General features: G+C 55.9%; 23 protein-coding genes and 1 pseudogene. 16 read left to right on the top strand and 8 right to left on the bottom strand.

Annotated elements, in window-relative coordinates:
• Positions 1-454 precede the first annotated feature (454 nt).
• Positions 455-2,236 (top strand): bifunctional diguanylate cyclase/phosphodiesterase, encoded by a 1,782-nt coding sequence (locus tag DBV39_RS00945; RefSeq protein ID WP_108619957.1) that lies wholly within the window; start codon positions 455-457, stop codon positions 2,234-2,236.
• A 103-nt stretch (positions 2,237-2,339) separates the two neighbouring features.
• Here DBV39_RS00945 and DBV39_RS00950 read toward each other — a convergent pair whose 3' ends face one another.
• The 3 genes from DBV39_RS00950 to DBV39_RS00960 all read right to left on the bottom strand — a co-directional run bounded on the left by DBV39_RS00950 (position 2,340) and on the right by DBV39_RS00960 (position 5,485).
• Entirely contained in the window at positions 2,340-3,545 is a 1,206-nt protein-coding gene (locus DBV39_RS00950) for a CaiB/BaiF CoA transferase family protein (RefSeq protein ID WP_108619958.1), read from the bottom strand.
• Positions 3,546-3,665: 120 nt separating this feature from the next.
• Complete coding sequence (locus DBV39_RS00955; RefSeq protein ID WP_108619959.1) at positions 3,666-4,490, bottom strand: enoyl-CoA hydratase/isomerase family protein; 825 nt, start codon at positions 4,488-4,490, stop codon at positions 3,666-3,668.
• A 14-nt stretch (positions 4,491-4,504) separates the two neighbouring features.
• Positions 4,505-5,485, bottom strand: a complete 981-nt coding sequence (locus tag DBV39_RS00960) for a Bug family tripartite tricarboxylate transporter substrate binding protein (RefSeq protein ID WP_108619960.1) — start codon at positions 5,483-5,485, stop codon at positions 4,505-4,507.
• A gap of 156 nt (positions 5,486-5,641) precedes the next feature.
• On the opposite strand from DBV39_RS00960, the gene DBV39_RS00965 reads away from it, so the two are divergent.
• On the top strand, positions 5,642-6,490 hold the full coding sequence (locus DBV39_RS00965) for an IclR family transcriptional regulator (protein WP_159078711.1): 849 nt from the start codon (positions 5,642-5,644) through the stop codon (positions 6,488-6,490).
• Between the two features lie 145 nt (positions 6,491-6,635).
• Here DBV39_RS00965 and DBV39_RS00970 read toward each other — a convergent pair whose 3' ends face one another.
• On the bottom strand, positions 6,636-8,006 hold the full coding sequence (locus tag DBV39_RS00970; RefSeq protein ID WP_108619962.1) for an aminotransferase-like domain-containing protein: 1,371 nt from the start codon (positions 8,004-8,006) through the stop codon (positions 6,636-6,638).
• A gap of 309 nt (positions 8,007-8,315) precedes the next feature.
• Positions 8,316-8,621, bottom strand: coding sequence for a DUF1127 domain-containing protein (locus DBV39_RS00975; RefSeq protein WP_159078712.1), 306 nt, complete (start codon positions 8,619-8,621; stop codon positions 8,316-8,318).
• Between the two features lie 566 nt (positions 8,622-9,187).
• Between DBV39_RS00975 and tnpA the strand changes: the two are divergent.
• The 4 genes and pseudogenes from tnpA to DBV39_RS00995 form a co-directional block, all read left to right on the top strand.
• Positions 9,188-9,427 (top strand): annotated as a pseudogene (gene tnpA / locus DBV39_RS00980) (IS200/IS605 family transposase); the annotation flags it as partial.
• Between the two features lie 233 nt (positions 9,428-9,660).
• The gene (locus DBV39_RS00985) at positions 9,661-10,923 is read left to right on the top strand and encodes a TolC family protein (RefSeq protein WP_108619964.1); all 1,263 of its coding nucleotides are present in this window, start codon (positions 9,661-9,663) and stop codon (positions 10,921-10,923) included.
• Entirely contained in the window at positions 10,920-13,136 is a 2,217-nt protein-coding gene (locus DBV39_RS00990; RefSeq protein ID WP_108619965.1) for a type I secretion system permease/ATPase, read from the top strand. Before DBV39_RS00985 ends, DBV39_RS00990 begins: the two co-directional genes overlap by 4 nt.
• Positions 13,133-14,404: an HlyD family efflux transporter periplasmic adaptor subunit gene (locus DBV39_RS00995; RefSeq protein WP_159078713.1), complete on the top strand. Its 1,272-nt coding sequence runs from the start codon at positions 13,133-13,135 to the stop codon at positions 14,402-14,404. Before DBV39_RS00990 ends, DBV39_RS00995 begins: the two co-directional genes overlap by 4 nt.
• Positions 14,405-14,599: 195 nt before the next feature.
• Here the strand turns inward: DBV39_RS00995 and DBV39_RS01000 are convergent, their stop codons facing one another.
• Together DBV39_RS01000 and DBV39_RS01010 are read right to left on the bottom strand one after the other, a co-directional pair.
• On the bottom strand, positions 14,600-15,535 hold the full coding sequence (locus DBV39_RS01000; RefSeq protein ID WP_108619967.1) for a LysR family transcriptional regulator: 936 nt from the start codon (positions 15,533-15,535) through the stop codon (positions 14,600-14,602).
• Positions 15,536-15,898: 363 nt separating this feature from the next.
• A complete protein-coding gene (locus tag DBV39_RS01010; protein ID WP_108619969.1) occupies positions 15,899-17,122 on the bottom strand; it encodes an ISAzo13 family transposase in 1,224 nt (407 codons plus the stop codon).
• Positions 17,123-17,413: 291 nt separating this feature from the next.
• Here DBV39_RS01010 and DBV39_RS01015 point away from each other — a divergent pair, with 291 nt between their 5' ends.
• The 6 genes from DBV39_RS01015 (at position 17,414) to catC (ending at position 22,994) form a co-directional block, all read left to right on the top strand.
• Positions 17,414-18,565 carry a muconate/chloromuconate family cycloisomerase gene (locus DBV39_RS01015; RefSeq protein ID WP_322348734.1) on the top strand — a complete coding sequence of 384 codons (1,152 nt, stop codon included), beginning with the start codon at positions 17,414-17,416 and terminating at the stop codon, positions 18,563-18,565.
• A 219-nt stretch (positions 18,566-18,784) separates the two neighbouring features.
• Positions 18,785-19,720, top strand: coding sequence for a catechol 1,2-dioxygenase (gene catA, locus DBV39_RS01020; protein WP_108619971.1), 936 nt, complete (start codon positions 18,785-18,787; stop codon positions 19,718-19,720).
• Positions 19,721-20,037: 317 nt separating this feature from the next.
• Positions 20,038-20,733, top strand: coding sequence for a 3-oxoacid CoA-transferase subunit A (locus DBV39_RS01025; RefSeq protein ID WP_108619972.1), 696 nt, complete (start codon positions 20,038-20,040; stop codon positions 20,731-20,733).
• A 234-nt stretch (positions 20,734-20,967) separates the two neighbouring features.
• Positions 20,968-21,588 (top strand): 3-oxoacid CoA-transferase subunit B, encoded by a 621-nt coding sequence (locus tag DBV39_RS01030; protein WP_108619973.1) that lies wholly within the window; start codon positions 20,968-20,970, stop codon positions 21,586-21,588.
• A 149-nt stretch (positions 21,589-21,737) separates the two neighbouring features.
• On the top strand, positions 21,738-22,553 hold the full coding sequence (gene pcaD, locus DBV39_RS01035; protein WP_108619974.1) for a 3-oxoadipate enol-lactonase: 816 nt from the start codon (positions 21,738-21,740) through the stop codon (positions 22,551-22,553).
• A gap of 162 nt (positions 22,554-22,715) precedes the next feature.
• A complete protein-coding gene (gene catC, locus DBV39_RS01040) occupies positions 22,716-22,994 on the top strand; it encodes a muconolactone Delta-isomerase (protein ID WP_108619975.1) in 279 nt (92 codons plus the stop codon).
• Here catC and DBV39_RS01045 read toward each other — a convergent pair.
• Positions 22,988-23,248, bottom strand: coding sequence for a hypothetical protein (locus DBV39_RS01045; protein WP_108619976.1), 261 nt, complete (start codon positions 23,246-23,248; stop codon positions 22,988-22,990). The two genes, catC and DBV39_RS01045, sit on opposite strands and share 7 nt — an antisense overlap.
• A gap of 3 nt (positions 23,249-23,251) precedes the next feature.
• On the opposite strand from DBV39_RS01045, the gene DBV39_RS01050 reads away from it, so the two are divergent.
• The 4 genes from DBV39_RS01050 (at position 23,252) to DBV39_RS01060 (ending at position 25,348) form a co-directional block, all read left to right on the top strand.
• Positions 23,252-23,653, top strand: a complete 402-nt coding sequence (locus DBV39_RS01050; RefSeq protein WP_108619977.1) for a hypothetical protein — start codon at positions 23,252-23,254, stop codon at positions 23,651-23,653.
• Positions 23,654-23,745: 92 nt separating this feature from the next.
• Entirely contained in the window at positions 23,746-23,904 is a 159-nt protein-coding gene (locus tag DBV39_RS19325; RefSeq protein ID WP_159078714.1) for a DUF5993 family protein, read from the top strand.
• Positions 23,905-23,915: 11 nt separating this feature from the next.
• Positions 23,916-24,527: a disulfide bond formation protein B gene (locus DBV39_RS01055; RefSeq protein ID WP_108619978.1), complete on the top strand. Its 612-nt coding sequence runs from the start codon at positions 23,916-23,918 to the stop codon at positions 24,525-24,527.
• Positions 24,528-24,901: 374 nt separating this feature from the next.
• Positions 24,902-25,348: a (2Fe-2S)-binding protein gene (locus tag DBV39_RS01060; protein WP_108619979.1), complete on the top strand. Its 447-nt coding sequence runs from the start codon at positions 24,902-24,904 to the stop codon at positions 25,346-25,348.
• The last annotated feature ends 8 nt before the right edge of the window (positions 25,349-25,356 follow it).

The following is a 25,356-nucleotide window of genomic DNA, read 5'->3' on the forward strand; positions in this document are numbered from 1 at the left end:
CGGAAAAGATAGCAAATAGATAGCAGTTGGCGGTCGTTCAGCCGTGAGGTTTTCCGGCAATTCGCCATGAACGAGGTCAGCGAAGCTCATCCATCCCCCTTAAATAGTCCATTCCAGCCGCTAAGCGCCAGCACTCCCATACGGTATTTCTCACAGTTCCTGAATCCGAAAGCTCTGCGCGAAAACGTCCCCATCTTTGAGTGCACGCTAAGGTGGACCCTCAGACAGGGTCACATCCCGGTTTCCGGGTTTCAAATCGGCACCAAACAAGATCGTCTCAGAAGCCGCACCAGTACTCGTTTTCACTGAAAAACTACTGAGTTAACCGGACAGTGATGGGGTAAGGTATATTCATGATGTTCGTCAAGCTCTGTCAGACTGATGTGAACACTGCTTGAAGGCCCTTTGCCAAACGTTCTGACACCTGTTGGGGCCTCGATATCAGGCGACCCCCATGAAACGCGGTATGCTGACTGCTCTGAGCTCTGAAGCCAAACTTTTGCGACTCGCGAACGCTTTGATTCGCAGTGGCTATGAGGATTTCTTTCAGACGCTTGTGAACGAGCTGGCACTGGTTCTGGATGTCGATTACGTCATGATTGCTGCCGTCCCGGAAGCGAGCCATCAGGCCACGACGCTTGCGGTGTCGTTTCGCGGGGAGTCCGCTGACAACATCCTCTACGACCTTCACGGCACGCCATGCGAAACAGTTCCAGAGCGCGAACTGTGTCAGTACCCGGAAAGCGTCTCGACGCAGTTTCCAGACGACAAGATGTTGCAGGATTTCGGCATTCAGAGCTATTGCGGGATGCCGGTCCTGACATCTTCGTGTGAGAAGCTTGGGATCCTCATCGCTTTGGCAAAGCGCCCGGTCAAGCTCGGTGAGGCTGACCAGGAGATCATGCGGATTGCAGCGGCCCAGATCGGGGCCAACATGGAGTTGGCACGAAACCAGCATCGGATCCAGTCACTCATTTTTGAGGATGCAGTGACAGGACTCGCCAACCGACGCAGAATTCTTGACTGGCTCGATGAAACGCCAGGTGTTCAATCAGTCATTCTTCTGGATATAAAGCGCTTCAAGGACATCAACGATCTACATGGCCATCTGATTGGAGATGCGGTTCTGTATGCCGTCGGTGAGCGCCTGAAATCACGTGTGTCAGGACTGGGTTTTCTGGGGCGACTATCGAGCGACGAGTACGTCATCATTCCGTTTGACGAATGGTCGGGAACCGTGCTCGACCAGGCCCGGCAGATCCAGCAGTGGTTTGAGCCGTCCATTCTTTCCGGTTCGGCAAAGTTTCAAATCGGCATCACAATCGGCGCGGCAACTGCGAGTCAGCTCGATGGCCAGCGGTTTCGGTCCGTTGGTTACGAACTGCTTCGCCGTGCTGGTGTCAGTCTGGCAGAAGCCAAGGCGCTCGGCCAGTCGGTGCTGGTGTTTGAATCGAGCATGGTGGACTCCCGGCAGTATCGAAAGCGCATGTTTGACCGGCTGTCCGATGTATTGCGTGAAGGCGGTCTCTCGCTGCACTACCAGCCCCAGATTGACCTTCGAACCGGAGAGCTGGTGGGTGCCGAAGTGCTTTGTCGATGGCATGATGCAGAGATGGGATGGGTGCCGCCCGGTCAGTTCATCCGGCTGGCGGAGGAACGAGGACTCATTATCGAACTGGGTGACTGGGTTCTGAGGGAGTCCTGCCGCCAACTCCACGAATGGGATGCCAGCGGGACTTCGTTGCCTGGCAAGCTTTGCATCAATATATCCACCATACAGTTGGAGAGCAGGGGCTTTGCGGAGCGTGTCTTGACGATTCTGGCCGGCCGCGATCCATCTGGTGTCGTGTTCGAACTCACTGAAACGGCAATGATGCGCGCGCCTGAGATCAGCATCCGCCAGATGGAGCGAATCCGGGCGAGTGGTTTTTCCTGGGCCATTGATGACTTCGGGACAGGTTACTCGTCACTTGCCTTTCTGACCCGTGTGCACGCGCAGTTTCTTAAAATCGACAAGTCGTTCGTCTCAAGGGTGCCAAACAGCCGCAACGACGAGACGGTGATCCGCACGATTGTGGCGATGGCCGAGTCGCTGGGTATGAATGTCATCGCCGAAGGCGTGGAAACGCAAGAGCAACTGGCATTTCTCAAGAGCATTGACTGTTGTTACGCCCAGGGCTACCACCTCGGCCATCCACTGGATCCAGTGAGTTTCAAGCAGAAGTGGCTCGCGTGACGAGGCAGAGGAGACGAGCGAAGCAGAGATTTGCTTCGTTCGTCTCCTCTGCCTGACTCTGGTGGTACCGTCGCAAGTGTTCGATCTTCAATCAGTTAACAGACTAGCTACCGAAGGCTCCATCGTGCCGGTATTGGCGCATCTGGTCCTCATCGATATTCAGGAGATCCTCCAGCACTGCTTGCGTGTGTTCTCCAAGGTTGGGGTTGACTCGTAACTCTTTGAGCGCAAGGTGCGTAAAACGGATGGGTGAGTGCGGCAGAACGATCGGACCCAGAATGGGGTGGTCGAAATTCTGCAAGGCGCCGCGTTCGTGAAGGTGAGGATCCGAACTGAGTTCGTACAAGTCGCGTACTGGTGCTGCAGGAAATTTTTCTTTCTGCGAGAGTGTAAAAATCTCTTCCTTTTCAAGTGTGCCCGACCACTCTGAAATGATCTTGTCGACCTCATCGATTCGTGCCGCACGCTCTTTGTTGATGGCATATCTTGGATCGGTTGCCAGTTCTTCTCTGCCCATGGTTCGACAGAGTGCCTTCCAGTGCGCATCCTTGACGCAGATGATGGCGATGTAGCCGTCTTTGGCGGGATATACGTTGTACGGAACAACAGACAGGCCGCCATGGCGATTGCCGGTCCGGGGGATCAGTCTTCCTTGAAGATGAGTCATCGACAGGTTCGAGGCCAAGGGGTGATAGCACATGTCAAACATGGCGGTTTCCACGGCTGACCCTTCGCCAGTACGCTCGCGGTGGAACAACGCCGTCATGATGGCGCCATACAAATGTGACCCTCCGAGAAAGTCACTGACAGCGGCACCCGCCTTGACCGGCGGTCCGTCTTCAAATCCGGTCACAGACATGATGCCACCGATCGCCTGTACGGTCAGATCCATGGCCAGATAGTCCCGGTAAGGCCCGCTCGATCCGTACCCGCTGCCGGAGGCGTAAATGAGTCGGTTGTTGCGCTCCTTCAGAACGTCGTAGCCCACGCCGAGTTTGTCCATGACCCCTGGTGCAAAATTCTGTACCAGAACATCGGCCTTCTCGACCAGACGCAGGAGCAGTTCGCGGCCAGTCCCGGTTTTAAGGTCAAGTACGATGCCCTCCTTGTTCGAGTTGAGCATCGAGAATGCAAGCGAATTCCCGTTGGTATTCTCTGCACGCGATCTGACCGAGTCGCCATGGGGCGGCTCGATCTTGATGACTCGCGCCCCGGCCATGGCCAGCAGAAATCCACAGTAAGGCCCTTGGTAAACCTGGCCAAGATCAAGGACTGTGATTCCCTCCAGGGGATATTGAGGTGATGTCATGAATCGTTCCTAGAATTGAACCTGCTTCTTTGCAAATGTGCGCAGGCGCAGGGATTGGCATGTGTCAGTTGCAGACAGGGTGCTGTCTTGTTGTTTTCAAGACGCTTGCCCACGGCTGACTCAGGTGCCAGTGAACATCGGTGGGCGCTTATCGCGCCGGGCGTTTAACGCCTCCGTGTAATCATTTGTTTTTCTGATCGCCTCGAGCTCACTGCCTGCCATCGCCGCACACGCCAGCAAGTCCTGATGCGTTGCCGCATGAAGCTGCCTTCGAATCGCACGCATCGCGACTGGGGAACATTCGTAGGCCAGCGATGTGACGTACTCTTTCACCATCTGATCGAACGTTTCTGCAGGTGCGATGTGGCTGACCAAACCCATCTCCTGCGCCTCCTGGGCTTTGAACTGGCGGCCCGATAGCAGCAGTTCCCTGGCCCTCGATTGACCGACCAGATCAGAGAGCACCTTGGCAATCCCATACTCAGCCACCAGCCCCAGACGGGAGTAGGGCAATCCCAGTTTTACATCCTGGACAGCGAGCCGGATATCGCAGTAACAGGCAAGCACCAGGCCTACGCCAATCGCAGCACCGTTGATCGCTGCGATGACCGGAACAGGTGATTCGATCAGGTAGTTGAACCTGAACTGGTCAAGCGAGGCTGGAATGGGTTGCCAGTGGCTGGGCGGTCCCTTGGACGGTGAGCCCCGTTCGGCTCCCGAACAAAACCCCCGTCCGGCCCCAGTCAGAACAATTGCACGACAGGGTGAATGAGCGAAAGCTGTTTCGAAGGCCCGGCGTAAAGCTTCATCCATTTCAGGCGTGATCGCATTCAGACGGTCTGGCCTGTTCAGGGTGATGGTGGCGACGTACCCATCGAAATTCAGCAGGACTGTTTGGCAGTTGGTTTCTGACTGCACATCAGGCCGGATTGCAGGAGTTGTCATGGCGAGGATCCTTGTCAGTTCGTGATGCCAATCTCCTCGACGATCCGGGCATAAGCGGGAACTTCAGTTTGAATGTGCTGAACTTTGTCTTCACGCCCGACATAGTTGGGGTTGACGCCCACACCGATGAGCTCCTGACGCAGTGACGGGTTCTGAAGCGCCTGTTCCAGGAGCTCGGCCAGTTTTTCCACGACCTCGTCTGGCGTGCCCGCTGGTGCAGACAGTCCGAGCCACGATGTGAATTGGTACTCCCTGGGGATCTCGATGCCCGGCAGTGCCTGTGCAATGGTTGGCGCATCGACCAGATCTGGTGAGGGCTCTGCATTGGTCACCGCAAAAACCTTGATCTGTTTGCTGTCGAGTGCACCTTTAAGAGAAGACAGTCCGCCAAACAGCAGATCAACGTGTCCGCCTATCAGATTGTTCAGGGACTGCGCAGAGCCTTTAAAAGGAATGTGCTGGATGTTGACGTCGGCGTATTTGTTCAGGACCTGTCCAGCCATGTGGGCACCCGTTCCAACGCCTGGCGAAGCATAGGTGAGCTCACCCGGTTTTTGTTTGGCCATCTCGATGACTTCCTGCAGGGAGTTGGCCGGAAAGTCGGCGCGCGCCACAATCAGGGTTGGCAAGGTGGTAAACATGCCAATATGCTCAAACGAGTCGACAGGGTCAAACGGAATCTGCTTGAGCAGTGCTCTGGCCGACGAGACGGCGGAGGAACTCACGAGAAGGGTGTAGCCATCTGGCTCTGCGGTGGCAACGGTGTTGCCAGCAATGGTCGCGCTTGCGCCGGGTTTGTTCTCGATGACGAATGATTGACCCGACAGGTTGGAGAGTTCCTTGGCAAGAATGCGGGAAGGCGTATCAAGCGTGCCGCCAGGTGGGTATCCAATCACGATCTTGACCGGTCGATCCGGGTAGGCGAACGCCGACGACATCAGTGTGGTGAGGCAAATCGTGGCGAAGGCACCTTTTGCAAGTTTGATCAGTTTCATGCTTGTCTCCGTTGTTCTTTATGAGGGTGGCTTTGTCTGTCAGCACCGGGAGAAATTGTTTCACCAGGGCGGCTGTAGTAAAAGCGACTTGTTTCACTAGAAGAAACTGGCCATGCATGGCACGCATCCGAACACGTGTAACAGGGAGAGATGGCAATGGAGAGTCAGGGGAGAAGCGCCAGGTCCACGCTACCCGTGCAGGCAGACCCTGTGTCGAGTCTGCCCGTAGAGAATCTGTCACCGAACCGCTCACTTCAGCGAGGCTTGATGATTCTGCGGTGTTTCAGGCCCGGGCTTGGTGCGTTGTGCAATATGGATCTGGTGGAAAAGACAGGACTCCCGAAAGCGACTGTCAGCAGATTAACCAAGACGTTGGTGAACAACGGTTTTTTACGCAGGGTGGCGGGTTCAAACGAGTTTCGACTGTCTTATTCCGTGTTGAGCCTGGCGCATGCGGTGATGCTTGATTCCCAGGTTGCCCATGAGGCCTTGCCGCTGATGCAGGATCTGGGTGAGGACCGGTCAATCAATGTCGGTCTCTCTGTCCGGGATGAGCTGGAAATGGTTTATCTGCATGTTGTCTACGGAGATTCCTCACGAGACTCAAGACGCATCGAGGCCGGGCATCGCAAGCCAATTGAGATCAACGCGGTCGGAAGATCCTATCTGGCTGCTCTCGAGAAAAATGAGCGTGAAGCACTGCTGCGTCGATGCGCGGCCAGACATCCTGAAGATCGATGGCAGCGGATATCTTGCGAGCTCGATCTGGCATTTCAGACATTCGAGCGGGAAGGTTATTGTTCAGTCGTCTGGAATCAGGCAACGGAATCCATTGCCGTGCCGCTGATACTGACCGAAGGTGTGTTTGTGACCAACGTCAGTTTTAATATCAACGACTACTCGCATGATGAAGCGGTCAGACTGTTCGTTCCCGCACTCAGGCAGCTCGGTCGTGTTTTACAGGAGCGACTGCAAGACCGCGCCTTGGCCGCGTGTGCGCCATAACGCTGTCTGGCGGTCAAGCATGAGCGTATAAATGTGGCTTGAACCAGGTGGAATGGTGTTCATTGCGTGGCGCACCCATAAGTCAGAGACCTCTGGCCTGAACCCAGCGAACGCGAGAACCCCCTCGCTTTAGCCATGGGGAGGTTTAGACAATGCTGGCAACGTTCAACCGGGATGTGCAGGCACCTGCAAGCAGAGCGTCCAGGCGGCCAAGCGCTTCTCTTAATTCGCTGTCATCCAGCCCGCCCAGACAGATCCGGATACCCGAGTCACTCAGGTTGGGGTCTGCCATGAAGGCGTCTGGCGGGGCCAGTGTGATACCGGATTGAGACGCTGCCAGAACGATGTCTCGGGCACGGCTGGTCTGCATGGGAATCCAGGCGTGTAGCGCATCCCGGTGCAAAGGCGAGAGACACGGGCCGAGCACTGATCGCAGGATCTTGTTGCGTCTGGTGGCCTCGGCCCGAATCGATTGTGCAATGGATTGCACCACACCTTCGCTAAGCCAGTGGGCCATCAACAATCCGGAAAGCGGTGTGGCCATGGTCTGGGTGGCCAGCAGCCAGTGGTTGACCTCGTCGACCATGCGCGCGGGTGCGGCGATGTATCCGACCCGTAAACCAGGCGCCAGACACTTTGACAGACTGCCCACATACAGAACGTGTTCAGGTGCAAACCTGGCTAGGGGTGGCAACTGGGTGGGCGTAAATAGCGAGTAGACATCGTCTTCGATGATCGTCAGATCAAATTGCTTTGCGATGTCTGCAATGCTTCGTCTTCTTTCAAGCCCCATCACGGCGCCGGTGGGATTCTGAACCGAAGGCACCAGGTAGAGCAGCGTGGGCGGATTGTCACTAGTCATTGCCGCTTCGAGCGCTTCGGGGACGATGCCCTGTTCGTCTATTGCGAGTGGAACCAGTGGCCGCTTTAACTGACGGGCGGCACGCAAGGCACCGGGGTAGGTTAGCTGTTCAATGGCCAGTGGGCCAGATGTGGCGGCTGCCATGGCCAGGAACAGTCCTTGCTGGGCACCGTTGGTCATGATGATCTGTGAAGGCTCGACAGACAAGTCATGGTTGTGCGAGAGCATGCGAGCCAGCATCAGGCGGTGTTCTGGTAGACCGGCTGCTGGCATGTAGCGGGTAAAGAAGTCGGCATCGACTGTGGCACCGAGTTTGTTAATCGCTTCTGTCAGCATCCGGCCTGTCACGACCGGTGGCGGTGCATTGACACTCAGATCAAGTCTGCGTTCTGTGTGCCGGATATGAGGCAACACGAACATGCCTCGACCCTTTTCTGATTTCACCAGACCCTGACGCTGCAAGGTGGCATAGGCTCGGGTGACCGTGCCGATGCTCACGCCTAGCTGATCCGCCACCTGACGGTGAGTGGGTAACCGGGCGCCCGAAGGTATGTCCCCGCAGAGAATGTCCTGTGTGACGGCAACGACCAGCCGTTCGTGAATCAAGCCTTCCGAATCGGCCAGGCGAGGTGTCCAGGGTGACAAAAGCTTCATGACAAAAAAAGACTCGCAATCATAGTTGTCACATTGTCATGCCCAAAGTGTCTCATTGCAACGAGTGGATACCCCAGTGTTCTGGTTCTGTCTCTCGCGAGGAGCTCAAGACACTCGCTGTTTTCTATGCCTGTGTGTCCGTGTGATCCAGGCATACTCACATGCTGTTGGGTGTCCAGTGAAGGTTCGCAATCTTGCTCATGAGGCTGGGCCCTGGGTCGGATGACCCGGCGGCCCTGTGCCTCGATGTTTCTGCGCGCACGCCTGTGAGGGTGATCGCTATGCAACTGCAGAGTCAGCCATGCTGCTTCAAGGCTTGAAGAAAGGGATGCTTTCCAGGCGATGAATCTCTTTCTCGACCTCGTATGCGCTCAGTCCGATATCGCTCAGGATGTGGTCTGGTGCTGTTTCGATCAGGTAGCGAAGCTGTGCGATCGCCTTCTGGCGTTTGCGCCAGGCAGCGAAGAGATTGAGTGGAAACGGGCGCTGGCGATCGTTCTGTCCCGCGGACACACCGTAGCCGCCACGCAAAGTGTCTTGCAGGAGACTGGCATAGTCCTGTGCAGGCGCCGTCATGACCGGATCTTGGCCCCCTATGGGCAGGGTGGTACTCATTTTGTCCTCTGTTTGAAAAGGGAATTGTGTGAGCAATTGACTAGCAATTGATCAGCAATTGACCAGCAATTGCTGGAGCAGGAGTAATTATCGTATTGATAGTGTATTGGTACAATCAATATTAAGTACCGATACAAGATTTGTTGTTTTATGTGAAAACCAGATCCTCAAGCCGCATTGCAGTGCAGTGCAGTGCAGTGCAGGTCACTCTCGGTTTGTCGGTGCCGTCTGTGCCGTCGGTGCCGTCAGGGATGTCGGTGTGATGGTGCCTCGCCATGGTTGTCCTGGCGCCTGCCAGGACACTGGCCCTTTCCCGAGTTGGTGGTGTATCGTGAACGTTAGCGGGGCGTTTGTTACTTACAACTACACGCTTACAACTACGCGCTTACACCTGTCTGCTTACTGCCTGTTGATTGCTCCATGTTGATCGAGATTCCCGGGTTAAACAAACATAGGAAATCCCCCGACTCCGCCGGGGTGGCAGCAGAAGTTTGACGTTTGCGGGAGTCCATCAATGAAACCAACCCGGTGAGCCGCCAGGCACACTCGAGAAAAGGAGTTTCATGATGGACGAGTATGAAAGCCTGAGTCATAGCCACTGGGAGTGCAAATACCATGTGGTGTTTATTCCCAAGTGTCGAAGAAAGACGCTGTATGTCAGGTTGAGAAAAAAGCACCCGGGTGAGGTGTTCAGGTAGCTGGCTCTTTGCAGGGAGAACGCGATTCTGGGGGGACACCTGATGTCGGACCATGTACACATGCTGATCGCGATCCCGCCGACGTACGCTGTCTCTCAGGTAGTTGGTTGAGTTGGTCCATGATCTGTCGACTGGCAAGAGTTGCGCGCCAGGGTGCTCCAGGTTGATGCACAGCCCTATTCGGTCGTTCTGTCACGTACCAGGTTTAAAAAGTGTGTCGCACTGAACAAACCAGGGTGCACGGATGGGTGATGACGTGCTGTTAGCAAAACTGCTATTTTTACGGCTGGTCTTGTCATCACCTTCGTACGATTGCTGTTCTAAAGAGTGAGCGATACTTTATGCGCACATCATCAATGATGTTCTGGCTGGCCTGTGGCATGGCAAGTGCCAGTAGCATGGCCAGCGCCCAGACGCTGTCAGAGGCTGTTGCAATTGCACTGTCCCAGTATCCCTCGATTCTGGCGGCACAGTCTCGAGTGCAGGCAGCAGATTACGACATTGTCACGGCCAGGAGCGGGCACTTTCCGCAAGTCAGCTGGCAAGGCACTAACAGTGTTTACAGCAACGTTCCGACCACACCGTTTGGTCCGAATGACACCTGGATCCAGTCTCCTGCGGTCAATATCAATATCTGGTCTGGATGGCGTATTCAGTCTGGTGTCGAACGCGCGCAGGCAACATTCGACACTCGCAGACACGAACAACGTATCAATCGGGATGAAGTAGCATTTCTTGTCATCGAGACATACCTGAACTGGGCGCGCACCGGAGAACTGGTGCAGATTGCGAAGAGCAATGTAGCTGCGCATGAAAGGCTCAGACGCGACATCGGACGTATTGCTGCGGCGGACGAAGGTCGTCGGATCGATGTCGAGCAGGCGCAGGTCAGACTGGAGAACGCCCGACTGGCTCTGCAAGATAGCCAGGCCCGCAATGAGATCTTTGCGTTGCGGCTGACCCGGATGTTGATGGGAAGTCTGCCCGCCAAACCGACAGGTTATGAAACGATCAAAGGCACTTTTCCCGGGTCGAGTGAGCAGGCCCTGAGCGCAATCACGGATAGCCACCCTGTGATTGCCCAGCAGACTTCCGAAATCAAGGCGGCCAAGGCCACTGTCCGGGAGGCCAGGGCTGGTTTTTCTCCGACAGTTAACTTCAGTTACCAGAAGCAGACAACGCAGGGACTGGGCCAGGGCGACTATGTTGCGCAACTCAACCTCAGTGTGCCCCTGTTTGATGGCGGGGCTGCCTACGGCTCCACCCGAAGTGCGCAGTCACGGTTAGAGGCAGCGCAGCAGGGGATGACGGAGGCGAGAATTGTTTTGCGAGAGAACGCACTGAGTACCTGGGCAGAGTTCGTTTCTGCCCGGCAACGTGCCCAGGTCGGTACCCGTCAGGTGGCGACCGCCAGGAAACTTGTTGTGGGCTACGATCAACAGTTTCGGGTGGGTCGCAGATCATTGCTGGATCTTCTAACCATCCAGGACAACCTTTTTCAGTATGAGTCCCAGGCCAATAACGCCCGGTTCGAGGAGCTCATTGCCCGGGCCAGATTGCTGGCCGTCCTCAACAGGCTCGCTACAGCCTATCAGACTCCGTGAATATTGCGAATGATTCTTTTCCTGAGCAGCCGCATCAGGATCCCGTACAAAGCGACCCGTTACTGGCCTGTCTTGCGATGGTGACCAGCCTTTTGCAGCACCCCGTTCCGGTGGCAGCGTTGCGCTCGGGTTTTGCACTCGACTCTCGAGGCCACATTCCAGCGGCTTCTATGCCAGAGGTTGCCGCACGCAACGGTTTTCAGGCGATATGGAACCGGCGAAAGGCCACGGCATTCCCCAATTATGCGCTTCCTGTCATTGCGCCATTGATCGATGGCAGAGCGGTGGTTCTGCAGTCTGTCAATGACGGTCAGGCGACTTTGCTGTTCGCCGACTCAGGGATGAAGTCGTACCAGATGGCCGTCCAGGAACTGGATGCTTTGCTCACGGGCGACACGCTGATTGTGAAGCGACCAGCTAAAGCAGGCAAGCAGCAGCTTGTGGCGGACAAGAAAAAGGCGTTTGACTGGTTCTGGGGAACGATGTGGCGCTTTCGTCGTTTTTATTACGACGCAATGGTTGCGAGCGTCCTGACAAATGTACTGACGCTGGCGACTGTGTTCTTCACAATGAACGTGTTTAACAGGGTGATTCCCTCACAGGCGTATGTGTCGCTGTGGACGCTTACGATCGGCGTGGTGGTGGCATTGCTGCTTGAATTTGCGATGCGGCATCTCAAAGGTCGACTGGTTGACGAAGGAGGCAAGCGCGCCGATCTGGCGGTCAACGCAACGCTGCTTCGAGAAATCATGGCGGTACGACTCGATGCCAGACCGCAGTCAGTGGGCATATTTTCGAGTTCGATGCGCGATTTTGACGTGTTGCGCGAGTTCATCTCCTCTACCCTCTTTGTCACCATCGCCGATCTGCCGTTCATTTTCATGTTCCTGGCACTTGTCTGGGTGATTGGTGGTCCGCTTGTCATCATCCCGGCGGTGGTTCTACCTGTCATCGTGATTCTCTCGCTGGTGGTGCAACCCAGACTCGTGCATGCCATGCGAGAAAATATGCGGCATGCGGGAGAAAAGCAGAGTGTGCTGGTGGAAGCGGTCACCAACATGGAGATGCTCAAGGCGCACAACGCGCAAGGTTATCTGCAAAGACGCTGGGAGAAATCCAACGCGGCATCCTCGCAGTCCTACATCAAGATCAGAAGGATCAATCTGTGGGTGACGGGTTTGACCACTTCCCTGCAGCAACTTTCATCGATTGCCGTGATCGTCATGGGGGTGTACCTGATCCATGACAACGCGCTCTCACTAGGTGCCCTGATTGCCTGCAACATTCTGGTTAACCGTACCCTCATGCCTCTTGGTCAGATTGTTCAGCTCGCCACACGCTATCAGCAGGCGCGAGCAGCGCTTGACACCCTTGACGGGCTGATACGACGACCCACTGATCACGATAACGACCAGCGCTATGTCATTCCGGAGAAGTTTGAAGGAAAATTGTCAGCCGGGAATCTCGGATTCAAGTACCCGGGTGCGCCGGCCAGTGCGGTCGAGGGAGTTCAACTTGAGCTGCAACCAGGCGATCGCCTGGCTTTGCTTGGACATGTGGGGTGCGGAAAGAGCACTTTGCTAAGACTTCTGAGTGGTCTGTATCAACCAACCACGGGCAGTGTCAAAGTCGACGATCTGGACATGTTGCAGATCGATCCCGCGCATCTGCGATCTCACTTTGGCTACGTTGGTCAGGATGCCCAGTTGTTCATGGGGACGTTGCGCGACAATCTGGTGCTGACAGACACGTGGATCACTGATGAACGCATCAGGGATGTGCTCTCCAGGCTTGGTCTGCAGAAACTGGTTGCGTCACATCCCAGAGGGCTGGATATGCCGCTGACAGAGTCCGGGGGCGGTTTGTCGGGTGGGCAGCGCCAGTTGCTGACAATTGCCCGGATGATGTTGCGTGACCCTGTGTATGTCTTCATGGACGAGCCGACTGCCAACCTCGATCAGGACACCGAGACTGCAGTCATTACTTTGCTCGGGCAATGGCTTGCGGGAAGGACGCTGGTGGTGGCCACCCACCGTCCGCAGTTGCTGTCTCTGGTCAGCCAGCTGGCGATCATGCGAGGCGGTCAGGTGGTCAAACAAGGCGCGCGCGACGACATTCTGCGTGAGCTGGCCCAGAACGCAAAGAGACGTCGTGCCCAGCCCGGCACTGCTCAAACCCCTCCAACAGACCAGAATCCGGTGAATCCAGCGTGAGCAAACGACAGAATCATCAAGCGAGTGTGCAGGCGAATGGGCGACATTCATCGGCCTCGCAGGAAGACGCTTTTGTCTACACAGGGACAGATGGCGACGAGGGTGTGGGTCGCTGGGGGCGGTATCTGGTTTATCTGGTGTCATTGATGCTTGTGCTGGCGTTCGCATGGGCGGCGTACTTTGAACTGGACGAAGTGACAGTGGCGAGTGGCAAAGTGATTCCGAGCAGTCGCTCTCAGGTGGTGGAGGTGCTTGAGGCGGGTATTTTGCGTAAGATCAATGTCGAGGAAGGGCAGCATGTCAAGCAGGGCGATGTACTGCTTGAACTCGACGACAGCCGGGTCGGGCCGCTTTACCGGGAATCAACACAGAGATGGCGATCATTGCTGGCCCAGGAAGCCAGGCTAAGAGCCCAGGCATTCGGGCTCGAGCTGGAGTTTCCCGAGACCGTGCAGGAAGACAAGTCTCTTGTGCAAAGAGAAAAACAGGCTTACAACACACGCCGTACAGCGCTTGAAGACCAGCTTCAGGCGCTGGAGAATTCGCGCGTGGTCCTGCAGCGCGAGATCGACCTGATCTCGCCTCTGGTCAAGCAAGGTGTGATTTCGGAAGTCGAAGTGTTGCGACTACGTCGAGAAGAGTCAACTTTGCAAAGACAGGTCGCCGAACTCAAGGCAAACTATCTGGCCGAAGCCAGTTCGGAGCTTGTGCGGGTGGACTCCGAACTTAAGCAGGTTTCAGAAATCTTGCTGGCGCACCAGGAAGCTTTCAAGCGAGCGACAGTTGTCTCGCCTGCTGACGGAATCGTCAAGGATATCCGGTTTCATACGATCGGTGCAGTGGTCGATTCGGGTGCGACCATCATGGAGATCGTTCCTGTGAATGATGAAATGCTGGTTGAAGCATACATCCTGCCATCCGAAGTGGCGTATGTTGACGTGGGTCAGCCTGCACGTGTCAAACTCAGTGCCTTTGACTCGCGTCGATTCGGCGAACTTGACGGTATCGTCAAACTGATCAGTCCGGATATTGTGATGGAAGAAAGCCAGATGGCTTCGAGCTCCTTGTCCTCTTCAGTCAACTTCGAGCCGGGCCATTACAAGATTCTGGTGCAGATCACCAATCCTGGCATTGAACGGGCGGGGATGCGGATGGTTCCGCAGCCTGGCATGACTGCGACCGTGGACATTCTGACCGGGCAAAAGACGGTGCTGGAGTACATTTTCAGGCCGCTCGAGAACGTACGCGAAGCGCTCAGAGAGCGCTAGGCTTTCAAACACCATGAGTCCCGGTGATGGAATTCATTCTGGCCATTTTCCGGATATTTCCTGCATTGCCTGCGCGCAGAGAAATCAAGCAGCAAGCATCGCTGTCAGTCATGGAAATGACTCGGGCGATCCGCATGCAATGCATGTCGTGCATGCAGTGTTTTACTCGCGTAAACGCGTTTGCCCGGTTCTGGTTCAGGCTTCACTCTTGTCAGGTTTTTTCGCCTGGTCAAAGCTGAGCCATGGCGGCTGTTCGGCATAGATCTCCTGGATAAAACGTTTGCAGGCATCGATGTACCAGGATGAGTCGTGGGCACGGTGACTCAAAATGATAGGGGAGGTGACCTTCTCGTCATCAATCAGGCGGTACACCAGATCGCTTCGAAGTTTTGCAGCGGCTGGAATCAGGCATACGCCCACCTCGGCTGCAACCAGTCCCAGTGCGGTTTGCAGTTCAGCCACCTCGTGGATCTCCCGGGGTTCAATGCCGTGGTCGAACAGGGCGGTGAGCACGTGATCCGCAAAGCTCGGTCGAGGCTCCTTTGGATAGACGATCAAGGCCTGATCGCGCACGACGTCCAGAGCAACTGGGCCCGAGTCTGCAGCGAGCAATGAAGTGGGAGAAACCGCCAGTACCAGTCGCTCCTCTCGCAGCACGATTCGTGACACCTGGCGATCGTTGCGACGGATGCGGCCGATACCGATGTCGATCCGACCTGACTTGAGCGCGGCAATTTGCTGAATCGAAGTCAGCTCCAGGAACTGGAATTCGGTTTCCGGGTAGTGCTGGCGAATCTTTCGGACCAGAATCGGAAGTCCTTCATAAAGGGTGGATGCCACAAACCCGATCGAAAGTCGCTGTCGCTGACCCAGCCCGACCTGTATGGTTGCCGCCTTCATCTGCTCAACCCGGTGCAGCACCTGCAATCCCTGTTCGTAGAAAACACGTCCCGCCTCAGTGAGCTGGAGTGGCCGACTCTCCCGGGAGATCAGTTGCACTCCAAGTTCCTGTTCGAGCATCTGTATCTGTCTGCTCAAAGGGGGCTGTGCAATGTGTAGTTGTGCAGATGCTTTAGTGAAGCTACGCGCATTGGCCACCGCCACAAAATACCGGATTTGTCTCAGATCCATACTGGATATCCACCAAATGACTCACTACGAAATAGCAGGTACGACGCGCAGCAATGAGCGTCTACAGGCAGCGTGCGGGTCTGCCGTGCAGGCGTCTGGTCCCGCTTGCAGGCAAACAAAGGTCAATACACTGCAGGTGCTCAGCGGTACTCAGCTTCAGATACCCCCGGACAGAAATCTTCTGTACGTCGTTCCGGACTCGCTGCCACAGGCCCCGCATCAGCGTTCAGGATGCAAGCGATAGCCAGTTTGTGAGAATGTGTAACTCTATCCTAGGGTAAACGATATGTTTCATTCTAATGACGAATTTAAGCTATTGATACTTCATCTAAGAGTCTGTTAATAAATAATATAGTCGAATGACTAGGGTCGTATGCAGTAATTCCATTCGCCATGGAAATCGCTTCGATCGATCTTGATCGTCGCCATTTGGGCGTCAGTGACAGAAATTCCCTTCGGATACGCGGCAGTATCGAGCTCGGCCTTAACCGACAGGCCGCTACGGGTTCGTGTGTTGGCGATCAGATTGACAATGACTTCGTGACTGATCAGTGGGCGCGCGCGCCAGTTCATGGTGATGAACGAGAACAAGCGGTGTTCAATCTTGTTCCATTTGCTGGTCCCGGGAGGAAAGTGATGCACGTGAATCTCGAGCCCCAGTTCCCTGGCTAACTGGCTCAACTCATACTTCCATAGCCGAACCCGATGGCCATTGCTGCCACCACCATCTGCTGTGATCGTCAATCGGCTGGCTTCAGGATAGCGCGCTCGGCCCATCGAGAACCACCAGCGCCGGATAGTTTGCACGGCAAATGCCGACGTGTCGTGATCCGTTCCCACGCTGACCCAACCCTCATCAGCACCTATGTCATAAACGCCGTACGGATTGGCGCGCCCCAGATCCTTGTCGACAAAGTCATGAACCTGGACCTGATCGGGTTGACCTCTAGGCAGCCATCGCTGGCCCGCATTCTTGAAGGCCCCAACCAGCTCCTTCTTTTTGGTATCGACCGAAATGACCGGTTCGTTTGCATCCAGTGCGATCTTTACGGCTGCATTGATGTGCTCAAACTGTGCGTTTCGATCAGGACTCTGGTTGCCTTCGAGCACCTTGGCGTTTGCTTGCAGACTAAAATTCTGGCTACGCAGTATATTGCCCACCACCACATGGCTGACCTGATGATGTCTGGTCTTGAGCTCATCGGCCAGATTGCGCAGACTCTTGCATGTCCAGCGCAACGGTGACTCCGGGTCACCTCGCGTGGTCAGCTCGACCAGAGCCAAAAGGTCTGCAACCAAGGTCTCATCGGTTGTCTCGAGTCGCTTGCGGCCACCACCCGGTCGACGTGACCCTGTTGCCGTCGTGGACCGAGACTCTTCCGACGCGTCGATACTTCTCAACGAGCCGAGCTCCTTGATACCGGCGGCTACCGTTGTGCGGGATGCACCAGTGGCCGCTGCTACCTCGGCTATGCCACCTCGACCGAGTGCTTTGGCTTCTGCGCCGAGCAACAATCTTCTCTGACGCTCATTGAGTGTCTCGTTCAACGCCTCCCAGCGTAAAGCGATTGGTGAGATATTCGGCATTCGATAAGCATAGCCGATTCCCAATAAATAACCAAGTTAATTATTTACAGTATCTAAGTAGATGTCATTATACTTTTTTGGTATCAATCGTGACTGATTTCATATTGGCCATTCATTGCAATTGGATTTCTAATTTGTCAGACGCAGGGAAACAAAGTCGGCTACAGGCCAGAGCACCATTCGCCAGATATGCCTGAAGTGCTTCATGCCTTCAGCGCCCATCAAATGAATGCCTTGATCGTACCGAACATATCGCCTTGCAAGGTTGAAACGAATTCAGATTGAGATGTCATGCAGAACACTTCTAGACGGACAGGCTGGAGCGACATGGTTGTGATCGAACGCATCGAGACCGTTCTGGTCGACCTTCCGACCATCCGCCCGCACCAGCTCTCGATGGCGACCATGAACGGTCAGACTTTGATGCTGCTGCACGTCTATTGCTCGGACGGGACGGTTGGTATCGGAGAGGGCACCACAATTGGTGGACTCGCCTACGGTGCCGAGTCTCCAGAGGGCATGAAGCTCGCGATCGATACGTACTTCGCTCCCTGTCTGGCTGGTGCAGATGCCAATCGTGTGCCGGCACTGATGGCACGCCTCGATACAGCCATCCGGGACAACCGGTTTGCGAAGTGTGCGGTTGAAACAGCGCTCTACGACGCACTGGGCAAGCGCGTCGGGTTGCCTGTCTCTGAACTGCTCGGTGGTCGGGTGCGCGACAGTCTGCCAGTGGCCTGGACGCTGGCCTCTGGCGATACAGTCAGAGATATTGAAGAAGCCGAGACGATGCTCGACAAGCGTCGTCACAACATTTTCAAGCTCAAGATTGGCAAGCGCAGCGTGGCAGAAGATGTGGCACACGTTGCAGCCATCAAGAAGGCGCTTGGAGACCGGGCAAGCGTGCGCGTGGACGTGAACATGGCCTGGAGCGAATTGCAGGCCAATCAAGGTCTGCCCGCGCTCGCCGATGCGGGATGTGAGCTGGTTGAGCAACCCGTATCGAGCGCGCAGGCACTGATGCGACTCAAAGGCAGGTTCCCGATTGCTGTGATGGCCGACGAGTCTCTCACAGGTCCACGATCGGCGATGGAAATTGCCAGTCAGGGTGGTACGGATGTGTTCGCGATCAAGATCGAACAATCAGGTGGGTTGAGAGCAGCGCAGCAGGTGGCAGCCATTGCCGATGCAGCACATATCGAGCTGTATGGCGGCACCATGCTGGAGGCGGCCGTCAGCACCATGGCATCGGCCCATGTGTTCTCGACCTTCAGGTCGTTGCAGTGGGGAACCGAGCTGTTCGGGCCGCTTTTGTTGACAGAGGAAATCCTGGTGAATCCGTTGCAGTATCAGGACTTCGAGCTGCAGGTGCCGTCACTGCCCGGTCTTGGTATTGAGCTAGACACAGACCGAGTGCGCCATTTCACCCGCAAGGTGAATTGACACATGAATTGACACATGAATTGACGCGGCCGGATTTGTTTGAACGTTGCAACAGTGTCAGGAAAGGGTTTTGAGTGAACGCCTGGTCCCGGGCATATGGGGTGGAGTCGCTCGCAAACGTAGTCAAACCGTGATGTCGACGATCCGACATCAACAAAGGGGTGTCTCGCAACCGTGCGAAAGACGCCTGGTTAATTTTGAGATCCAGAGGAGAGCAACATGAGTGTCAAAATTTTTGAGAGTCAGGAAGTCCAGGATTTTCTGAAGCTGGCCAGTGGCCTGAACCAGGACGGTGGAACCCCACGCGTGAAGGAACTGGTACATCGCATCGTGTCCGATCTGTTCAAGGTCATTGAGGAGTACGACGTCAGTCCTGACGAGTTCTGGGCTGCCGTGGCCTACATCAACCGACTCGGTTCAAACCAGGAAGCCGGTCTGCTGTCGCCCGGACTGGGCTTTGACCGGTACCTGGACATGCGTATGGATGCCGAAGACCAGTCCATTGGTGAGCCGGAAGGAACGCCTCGCACCATTGAAGGCCCCCTTTACGTGGCTGGTGCACCGGTCGAGCACGGATTCGCACGTCTGGATGATGGCAGCGATACCAATGGTGACACTCTCATCATGCATGGTACGGTCTTTGGTTCGGACGGCAAACCGGTACCGAACGCGCAGGTTGAAGTCTGGCACGCCAACACCAAAGGGTTCTACTCGCACTTTGACCCCACGGGTGAGCAGCAGCCCTTCAACATGCGTCGCACGATCATCACAGACGGTGAGGGCCGCTACAAGTTTCAGAGCATCATGCCCAAGGGTTACGGCTGTCCGCCCGATGGCCCGACCCAGCAGTTGCTCAACCATCTGGGCCGTCACGGTAACCGTCCGGCACACATCCATTTCTTCGTGTCAGCAGATGAACACCGCAAGCTCACTACGCAGATCAACATCGATGGAGATCCGCTGGTGAACGACGACTTTGCGTTTGCAACTCGCGAAGGGCTGGTTCCACCTGTGATCGAGCACACCGACGAGGCGAGCATCAAGGCTCACGGGCTGAAGGGTCCGTTTGCCGAGATCAAGTTCGATTTCCATCTGACCCCGCTGATCGATGGCGTTGACAATCAGGTTGTCGAACGGGCCCGGGCATCTGCCTGAGGTAGCCTGGTCTGAGGAAGTGCTACTTGCTGTGAAGCCTGGATCGGCAGGTGAGGGTGTCTGGATGAGTCAATGATCGGACACCCCCTGCCAGTCGATTCAGCATGACCTCTCAACTCTGCACTGTCGAGCATTGCTTACCGCATCATTGCTTCAATGTCAGCAAAGCAGCGACCTTGGATGCCTCATCATTTGAGAGCGGCACACCGCCTCTGCATCCATCTGCGTGCATCTGCATCGCTTCTGATTCAGGGCTCTCAGGCCGTATCGGGCGCGGTCACTGTTGAGCCACTCACTACTTTTCTGGAACGCGAATCATGATCGATAAACAAGTTGCCAGCGTTGCGCAGGCGCTACACGATATCCAGGATGGCTCTACGGTACTCATCGGGGGGTTCGGGACGGCCGGCATTCCGTTTGAGCTCATTGATGGCTTGATCGAGCAAGGTGCGCGTGACCTGACAGTCGTGAACAACAATGCCGGAAATGGTGACCAGGGCCTGGCTGCACTGTTAAAAACAGGTCGCGTGCGCAAGATCATCTGCAGCTTTCCGCGGCAGGCAGACTCCTGGGTGTTTGATGATTTGTATCGCAGTGGACGAATCGAGCTCGAACTGGTGCCGCAGGGCAACCTCGCCGAGCGGCTGCGTGCCGCCGGCGCAGGGCTGGGCGGGTTCTTTTGCCCGACAGGGTATGGAACCGAGCTTGCCAAAGGCAAGGAAACCCGTCAGATCAACGGTCGCTGGTACGTTTTTGAAGAACCAATCCGTGGTGATGTGGCACTCATCAAGGCCGAACGCGGCGATCGTTGGGGCAATCTGACCTACCGCAAGGCTGCCCGCAACTTCGGTCCGGTGATGGCCACTGCTGCCCGGACCACCATTGCCAGCGTGTTTGATGTGGTGGAGCTTGGTGCAATCGATCCCGAAGCGGTGGTGACGCCGGGCATTCACGTGAACAGAATTGTTCAGGTCCCCCGAGTGAAGACCCAGGCGGGTGGGTTCAAAGCCTAACGTCTTCCTGAGCCCACGGACAACCGGTCAGGTCAACAATGACAGACCAGAACCCGTCAGTCAGGCATCACCGGGCAAGTATCACCGGGCAAGTATCACCGGGGCCAAACGTCCCCGACCATCTTTGCGCGCACAATCAGAGGAATCAGCTTGACTCAAAACTTACCGACAGCGACATCTCATGACGACACCCGCCTTCGGCTCGATCAGCTCCGTCGTCGCACCAGGGACGAAATGGCACGTCGGGTGGCCCAGGACATTCATGATGGTGCCTACGTCAATCTGGGTATCGGCATGCCTACGCTGGTTGCCAACCACATTCCCCGCGATATCGAGGTGATTCTGCAAAGCGAGAACGGGATCCTGGGCATGGGGCCCGCTCCGGCAGAAGGTGAGCAAGACTATGACCTCATCAACGCGGGCAAGCAGCCTGTCACCTTGCTGGCGGGCGGGGCGTACTTCCATCATGCGGACAGCTTTGCCATGATGCGTGGCGGTCATCTCGATATCTGCGTGCTGGGTGCGTTTCAAGTCTCGCAGACAGGTGATCTGGCGAACTGGAGCACAGGTCAGTCTGGGGCGATCCCGGCCGTCGGTGGTGCCATGGACCTGGCCATTGGAGCCAGGCAGACTTGGGTCATGATGGACCTGCTAACCAGACAGGGCCAGAGCAAGCTGGTGAACGCGTGTACCTATCCGTTAACGGGACTGGCGTGTGTCAAGCGTGTCTACACTGATCTCGCCACGTTTGCCTGCACGCCGCACGGACTGAAGCTGATCGACGCAATTGATGGCGTCAGTCATGAAGACCTGGAGGCCTTGACCGGATTGAGCATCCAGCGAGTTCAGAAATAGTCGCGTCATTCCTGCGGGAGGCGTGTCTTGTGCAAGAACTGATTGCAAGCAGGACGCCAGTCAAGGAAGATGGCAGCGAAGGTTGCGGGATCAGTGAAAGAAACAAGCGCTCGCCCGTATGCCATCATTATCGAACAAGGAGAACAAGCATGAGCCAATCCCAGCAGCCCTACCTGCTCGACACCCGCCAAGGAAAGTTCCGGGTATGTGATCAGGGCGAGCCAAGCGCACCCGTACTGATGCTGAGCAATTCACTTGGCACCACTCTGGAGATGTGGGAGCCGCAGATCGAGGCCTTCACCAGACACTATCGCGTGATCCGGTATGACACCCGCGGCCACGGAGGCAGTCCGGTCGCCCCAGGCCCCTATACGTTTGACGGGCTTGGAGAGGATGCTCTGGCGATTCTGGATGCACTCAAGATAGAGAAGGCATCGTTTTGCGGGGTGTCCATGGGTGGTCATTCCGCGCTCTGGATGGGCATACACGCAGCGGCGCGTTTCGAGGCGCTGATCGTGTGTAACAGTGCAGCCAGGATTGGAACCACCGAAGCCTGGAAAGAGCGCGCCGACCTGGTTCGTGCCAACGGCAAGGACGGCATGCAAACACTCGCCAGCACAGCCCCCGGACGCTGGTTCACAAAAGGGTTTGTGGAAAGAGACCCGCAAGCGGTCCAGGCGATGCAGGCCGTGATTGCGAGCACTGATCCCGAGGGTTACGCCAGTTGCTGCGATGCACTCGGCAGTTCGGATCTGCGTCCCCACCTCGGGAGAATTACCAACCCGACATTGATTATTGCCGGCGAGTTTGATCCGGCCACCACCGTGGCAGACGGGCAGGCCATGCATGATGCGATTGCGGGTTCGGAACTGGTGGTACTACCAGTCTCGCATATCTCCAATGTTGAAGCGGCGAAAGACTACAACGACGCTGTGCTGGCATTTCTCGAGAAATCGAGGCGCTAGGCGGGTGAGCGGGTGCCACTGTGTGCAACGCAGAGGGCTGTGCTAACGACCGTCTTTACGAGCGTTCTTGCGACAGACTTGCAGCCAACTGGCGCCCCGGTTTTATTTCATTCTGTCCCGGGGGATCTATACGGTTCTTCCCGATAACCAAAGGAGTTCATCATGCTGTTTCTGGTTCACATGATTGTCAACATACCCGCAAGCCTTCCTGCTGATGAGGCTGCCCGCGTCAAGGCCGAGGAGAAAGAATACTCACAGAAGCTGCAGCGAGAAGGCAAGTGGCCGCACATCTGGCGCGTGGTAGGTGAGTACGCCAACTACAGTGTCTTCGAAGCCAGGGACAACGACGAGCTGCACACCATGCTGAGCAATCTGCCTCTGTTTCCGTATATGCAGATCAAGGTCACACCACTGGCCAGGCACCCCTCCTCGATTCACTGAGAGTCGTCTCGCTTTCGGATAGTATGACCTGATCCTGTTCGCGACAAGCGCCGCCGTTCAGGGCGGACAACGGTAGCGCGGATATCGCAAACGTCCTCGCGTTTGCCTTTGTCCGCGCCTTCGTTTTTCAGCGCTGCGTGTGCGATTGTTCGAGGTGCCGCTGCAAGACGAAACGAGGTGCGACGGCGACCAGCCCCCTTCCAGTCGTGCTTCTGGATGGGGGCTTCTTGCGCAGCAATTGGCGTGATGCGCATTTGATGCTGTCCACGAAAATGGGAGTAGCAACTGATGCCGGAGCGGGGTCCAAGAAGCTGGGAACCAGCGTTCTGCTGCGCCGGGGTGTTGAAGGTAGATCAGGCCCGATTGACGAGCAGGACACGAACGATCACGCGCCCACCAACGCCCGATGCAAAACAGAGCAACTGAATGTGCGTGTCAGTGCGCTGGGGAGGCTGCTCGTTGCACTGCTGGCTCAAAGTCGCCGTCGAGCGTGGCTCCGTGTATTCCCAACCTTCTGCCAGTTGACTGATGGTGTCAGACGGTATTCAGTGACGCTTGCTGCCTTGCTACGACGTGGTGACATACTTTTACTCGAGCTACGAATCGTCCAGCACTGCCCGATTCGTTTGTTCTCGTTCGTCTTTCCCTCATTTCTCTAGCAGTTTTCTCTTTACGTGACTTGCGAGATATGTAACGCTTGGTATCTGTGTTCGCACCTCGCGAACAACCGACTCACTGCAAGCGAGCATTCATGATTATTTTTCCCTCTCTGTTGTTTGGTGTGCTGGCCGTACTGGCCACACTGACCGGACGCAGGCCTGCTGCGTTGACTAGCTGGGTACTGGCGTTGCTGAGCATGCTCATGGCGATGTATTTTCACATGAACGATCCCATGAACATCAGCTTGTAAAGGGAGACACTATGCAAACTGTGTTCAGCGCTCGCTCCTCCAGCGCTCACCAGGCTGGCATCTCGTACTGGTTCAATTCCCTGGCGCTTGCCGGTATCTGCACTGCCTTGCTGGGAGGTTTTTACTTTCAGCTGGCGTTAGGAGAAATTCCGTGCCCGTTGTGTATGTTGCAACGCGTGGGTTTGATGCTGGTGGGCTTGGGATTTGCAATGAATGTCAGGTTTGGGGCATCGGCCGTGCATTACGCCATCGTCATCTTGTCGTCGATTGTCGGTGCCAGCGTCTCGGTGCGCCAGATCCTTCTGCATATCGCGCCTGGTGATCCAGGGTTTGGATCCGCGGTGTTTGGTTATCACATGTACACATGGGGGTTTGTGTTGTTTGTTGCCAGCATCATTTTCAGCGCAGTGATGCTGTTCATCGATCGACGCAAACTTGATCAGGCTGACAATGACTATGGGGGCGCATCTCGTGGCAATGCTGGCTCATCCAGGCCAGTACTGACTACAGTGCTGATCGTCCTGCTGCTATTGTTGTCGGCAGGCAACCTGGTGTCTGATGTGCTGACGTGCGGAGCGGCCATCTGTGCAGATGATCCGGCGGGTTACATTTTTCAGCGCTAAAGCCCGTTGTTTGACCAACTGTGAGCGCAAGCCCCTGACTTTAGCCATGGGGAGGTTCAGGACCTGATATTCATCCGGGGATCTGGTCTGTTGTGCAAACATTGCTTTAGTATCTTGTGTTGGTTACTGCTGTGTTGGTTGTTGCTGCATGAACGACGGCAATGAACGGCTTTATAAGCATTCGATCAGTGATGCGTGATGGTCATTGTGCGTTGGGGTTAGTGTCTTGGCCGTGCTGGCCACCTGACGGTTTTGCGAACCAGGCCAGGCAGTTGTGTGACGATGGCGGCAAGTCGATCGCTGCAGTTTGTCAGGAATCGATCAGGTTTGTTCAGGGACACTCTTAACTGTTCCGGGCATTGGAGAAGAGTACGATGGAACTAAAAATTAACGGACAGAGCAGGCAGGTTGAGGTCGAGGCCGATACCCCGCTTTTATGGGTCATCCGGGATGATCTGGGCATGACGGGCACCAAGTATGGTTGTGGTGTTGCGCAGTGCGGGGCCTGTACGGTCTGGATCGATGGTCAGGCCCAGCGATCCTGTGTCATGCCGGTCTCGGCGGTGCAAGGACGTGAGGTGGTGACGATTGAGGAGATCGAGTCCGATCCGGTTGGCAAGCGAGTTGTGCAAGCCTGGATCAGGCAGCAGGTTCCGCAATGCGGGTACTGCCAGTCTGGTCAGGTGATGGCAGCAACTGCCTTGCTCAAGCAGTTCCCGAACCCGACGGATGAGCAGATCGAATCAGCTATGACGAATCTGTGCCGTTGTGGAACCTACAGTGACATTGCCGCCGCGGTTCGCGAAGCGGCCCAGGCCTGATGAAGGAG

This window comes from Orrella marina (assembly GCF_003058465.1).
Taxonomy (GTDB): Bacteria; Pseudomonadota; Gammaproteobacteria; order Burkholderiales; family Burkholderiaceae_B; genus Algicoccus; species Algicoccus marinus.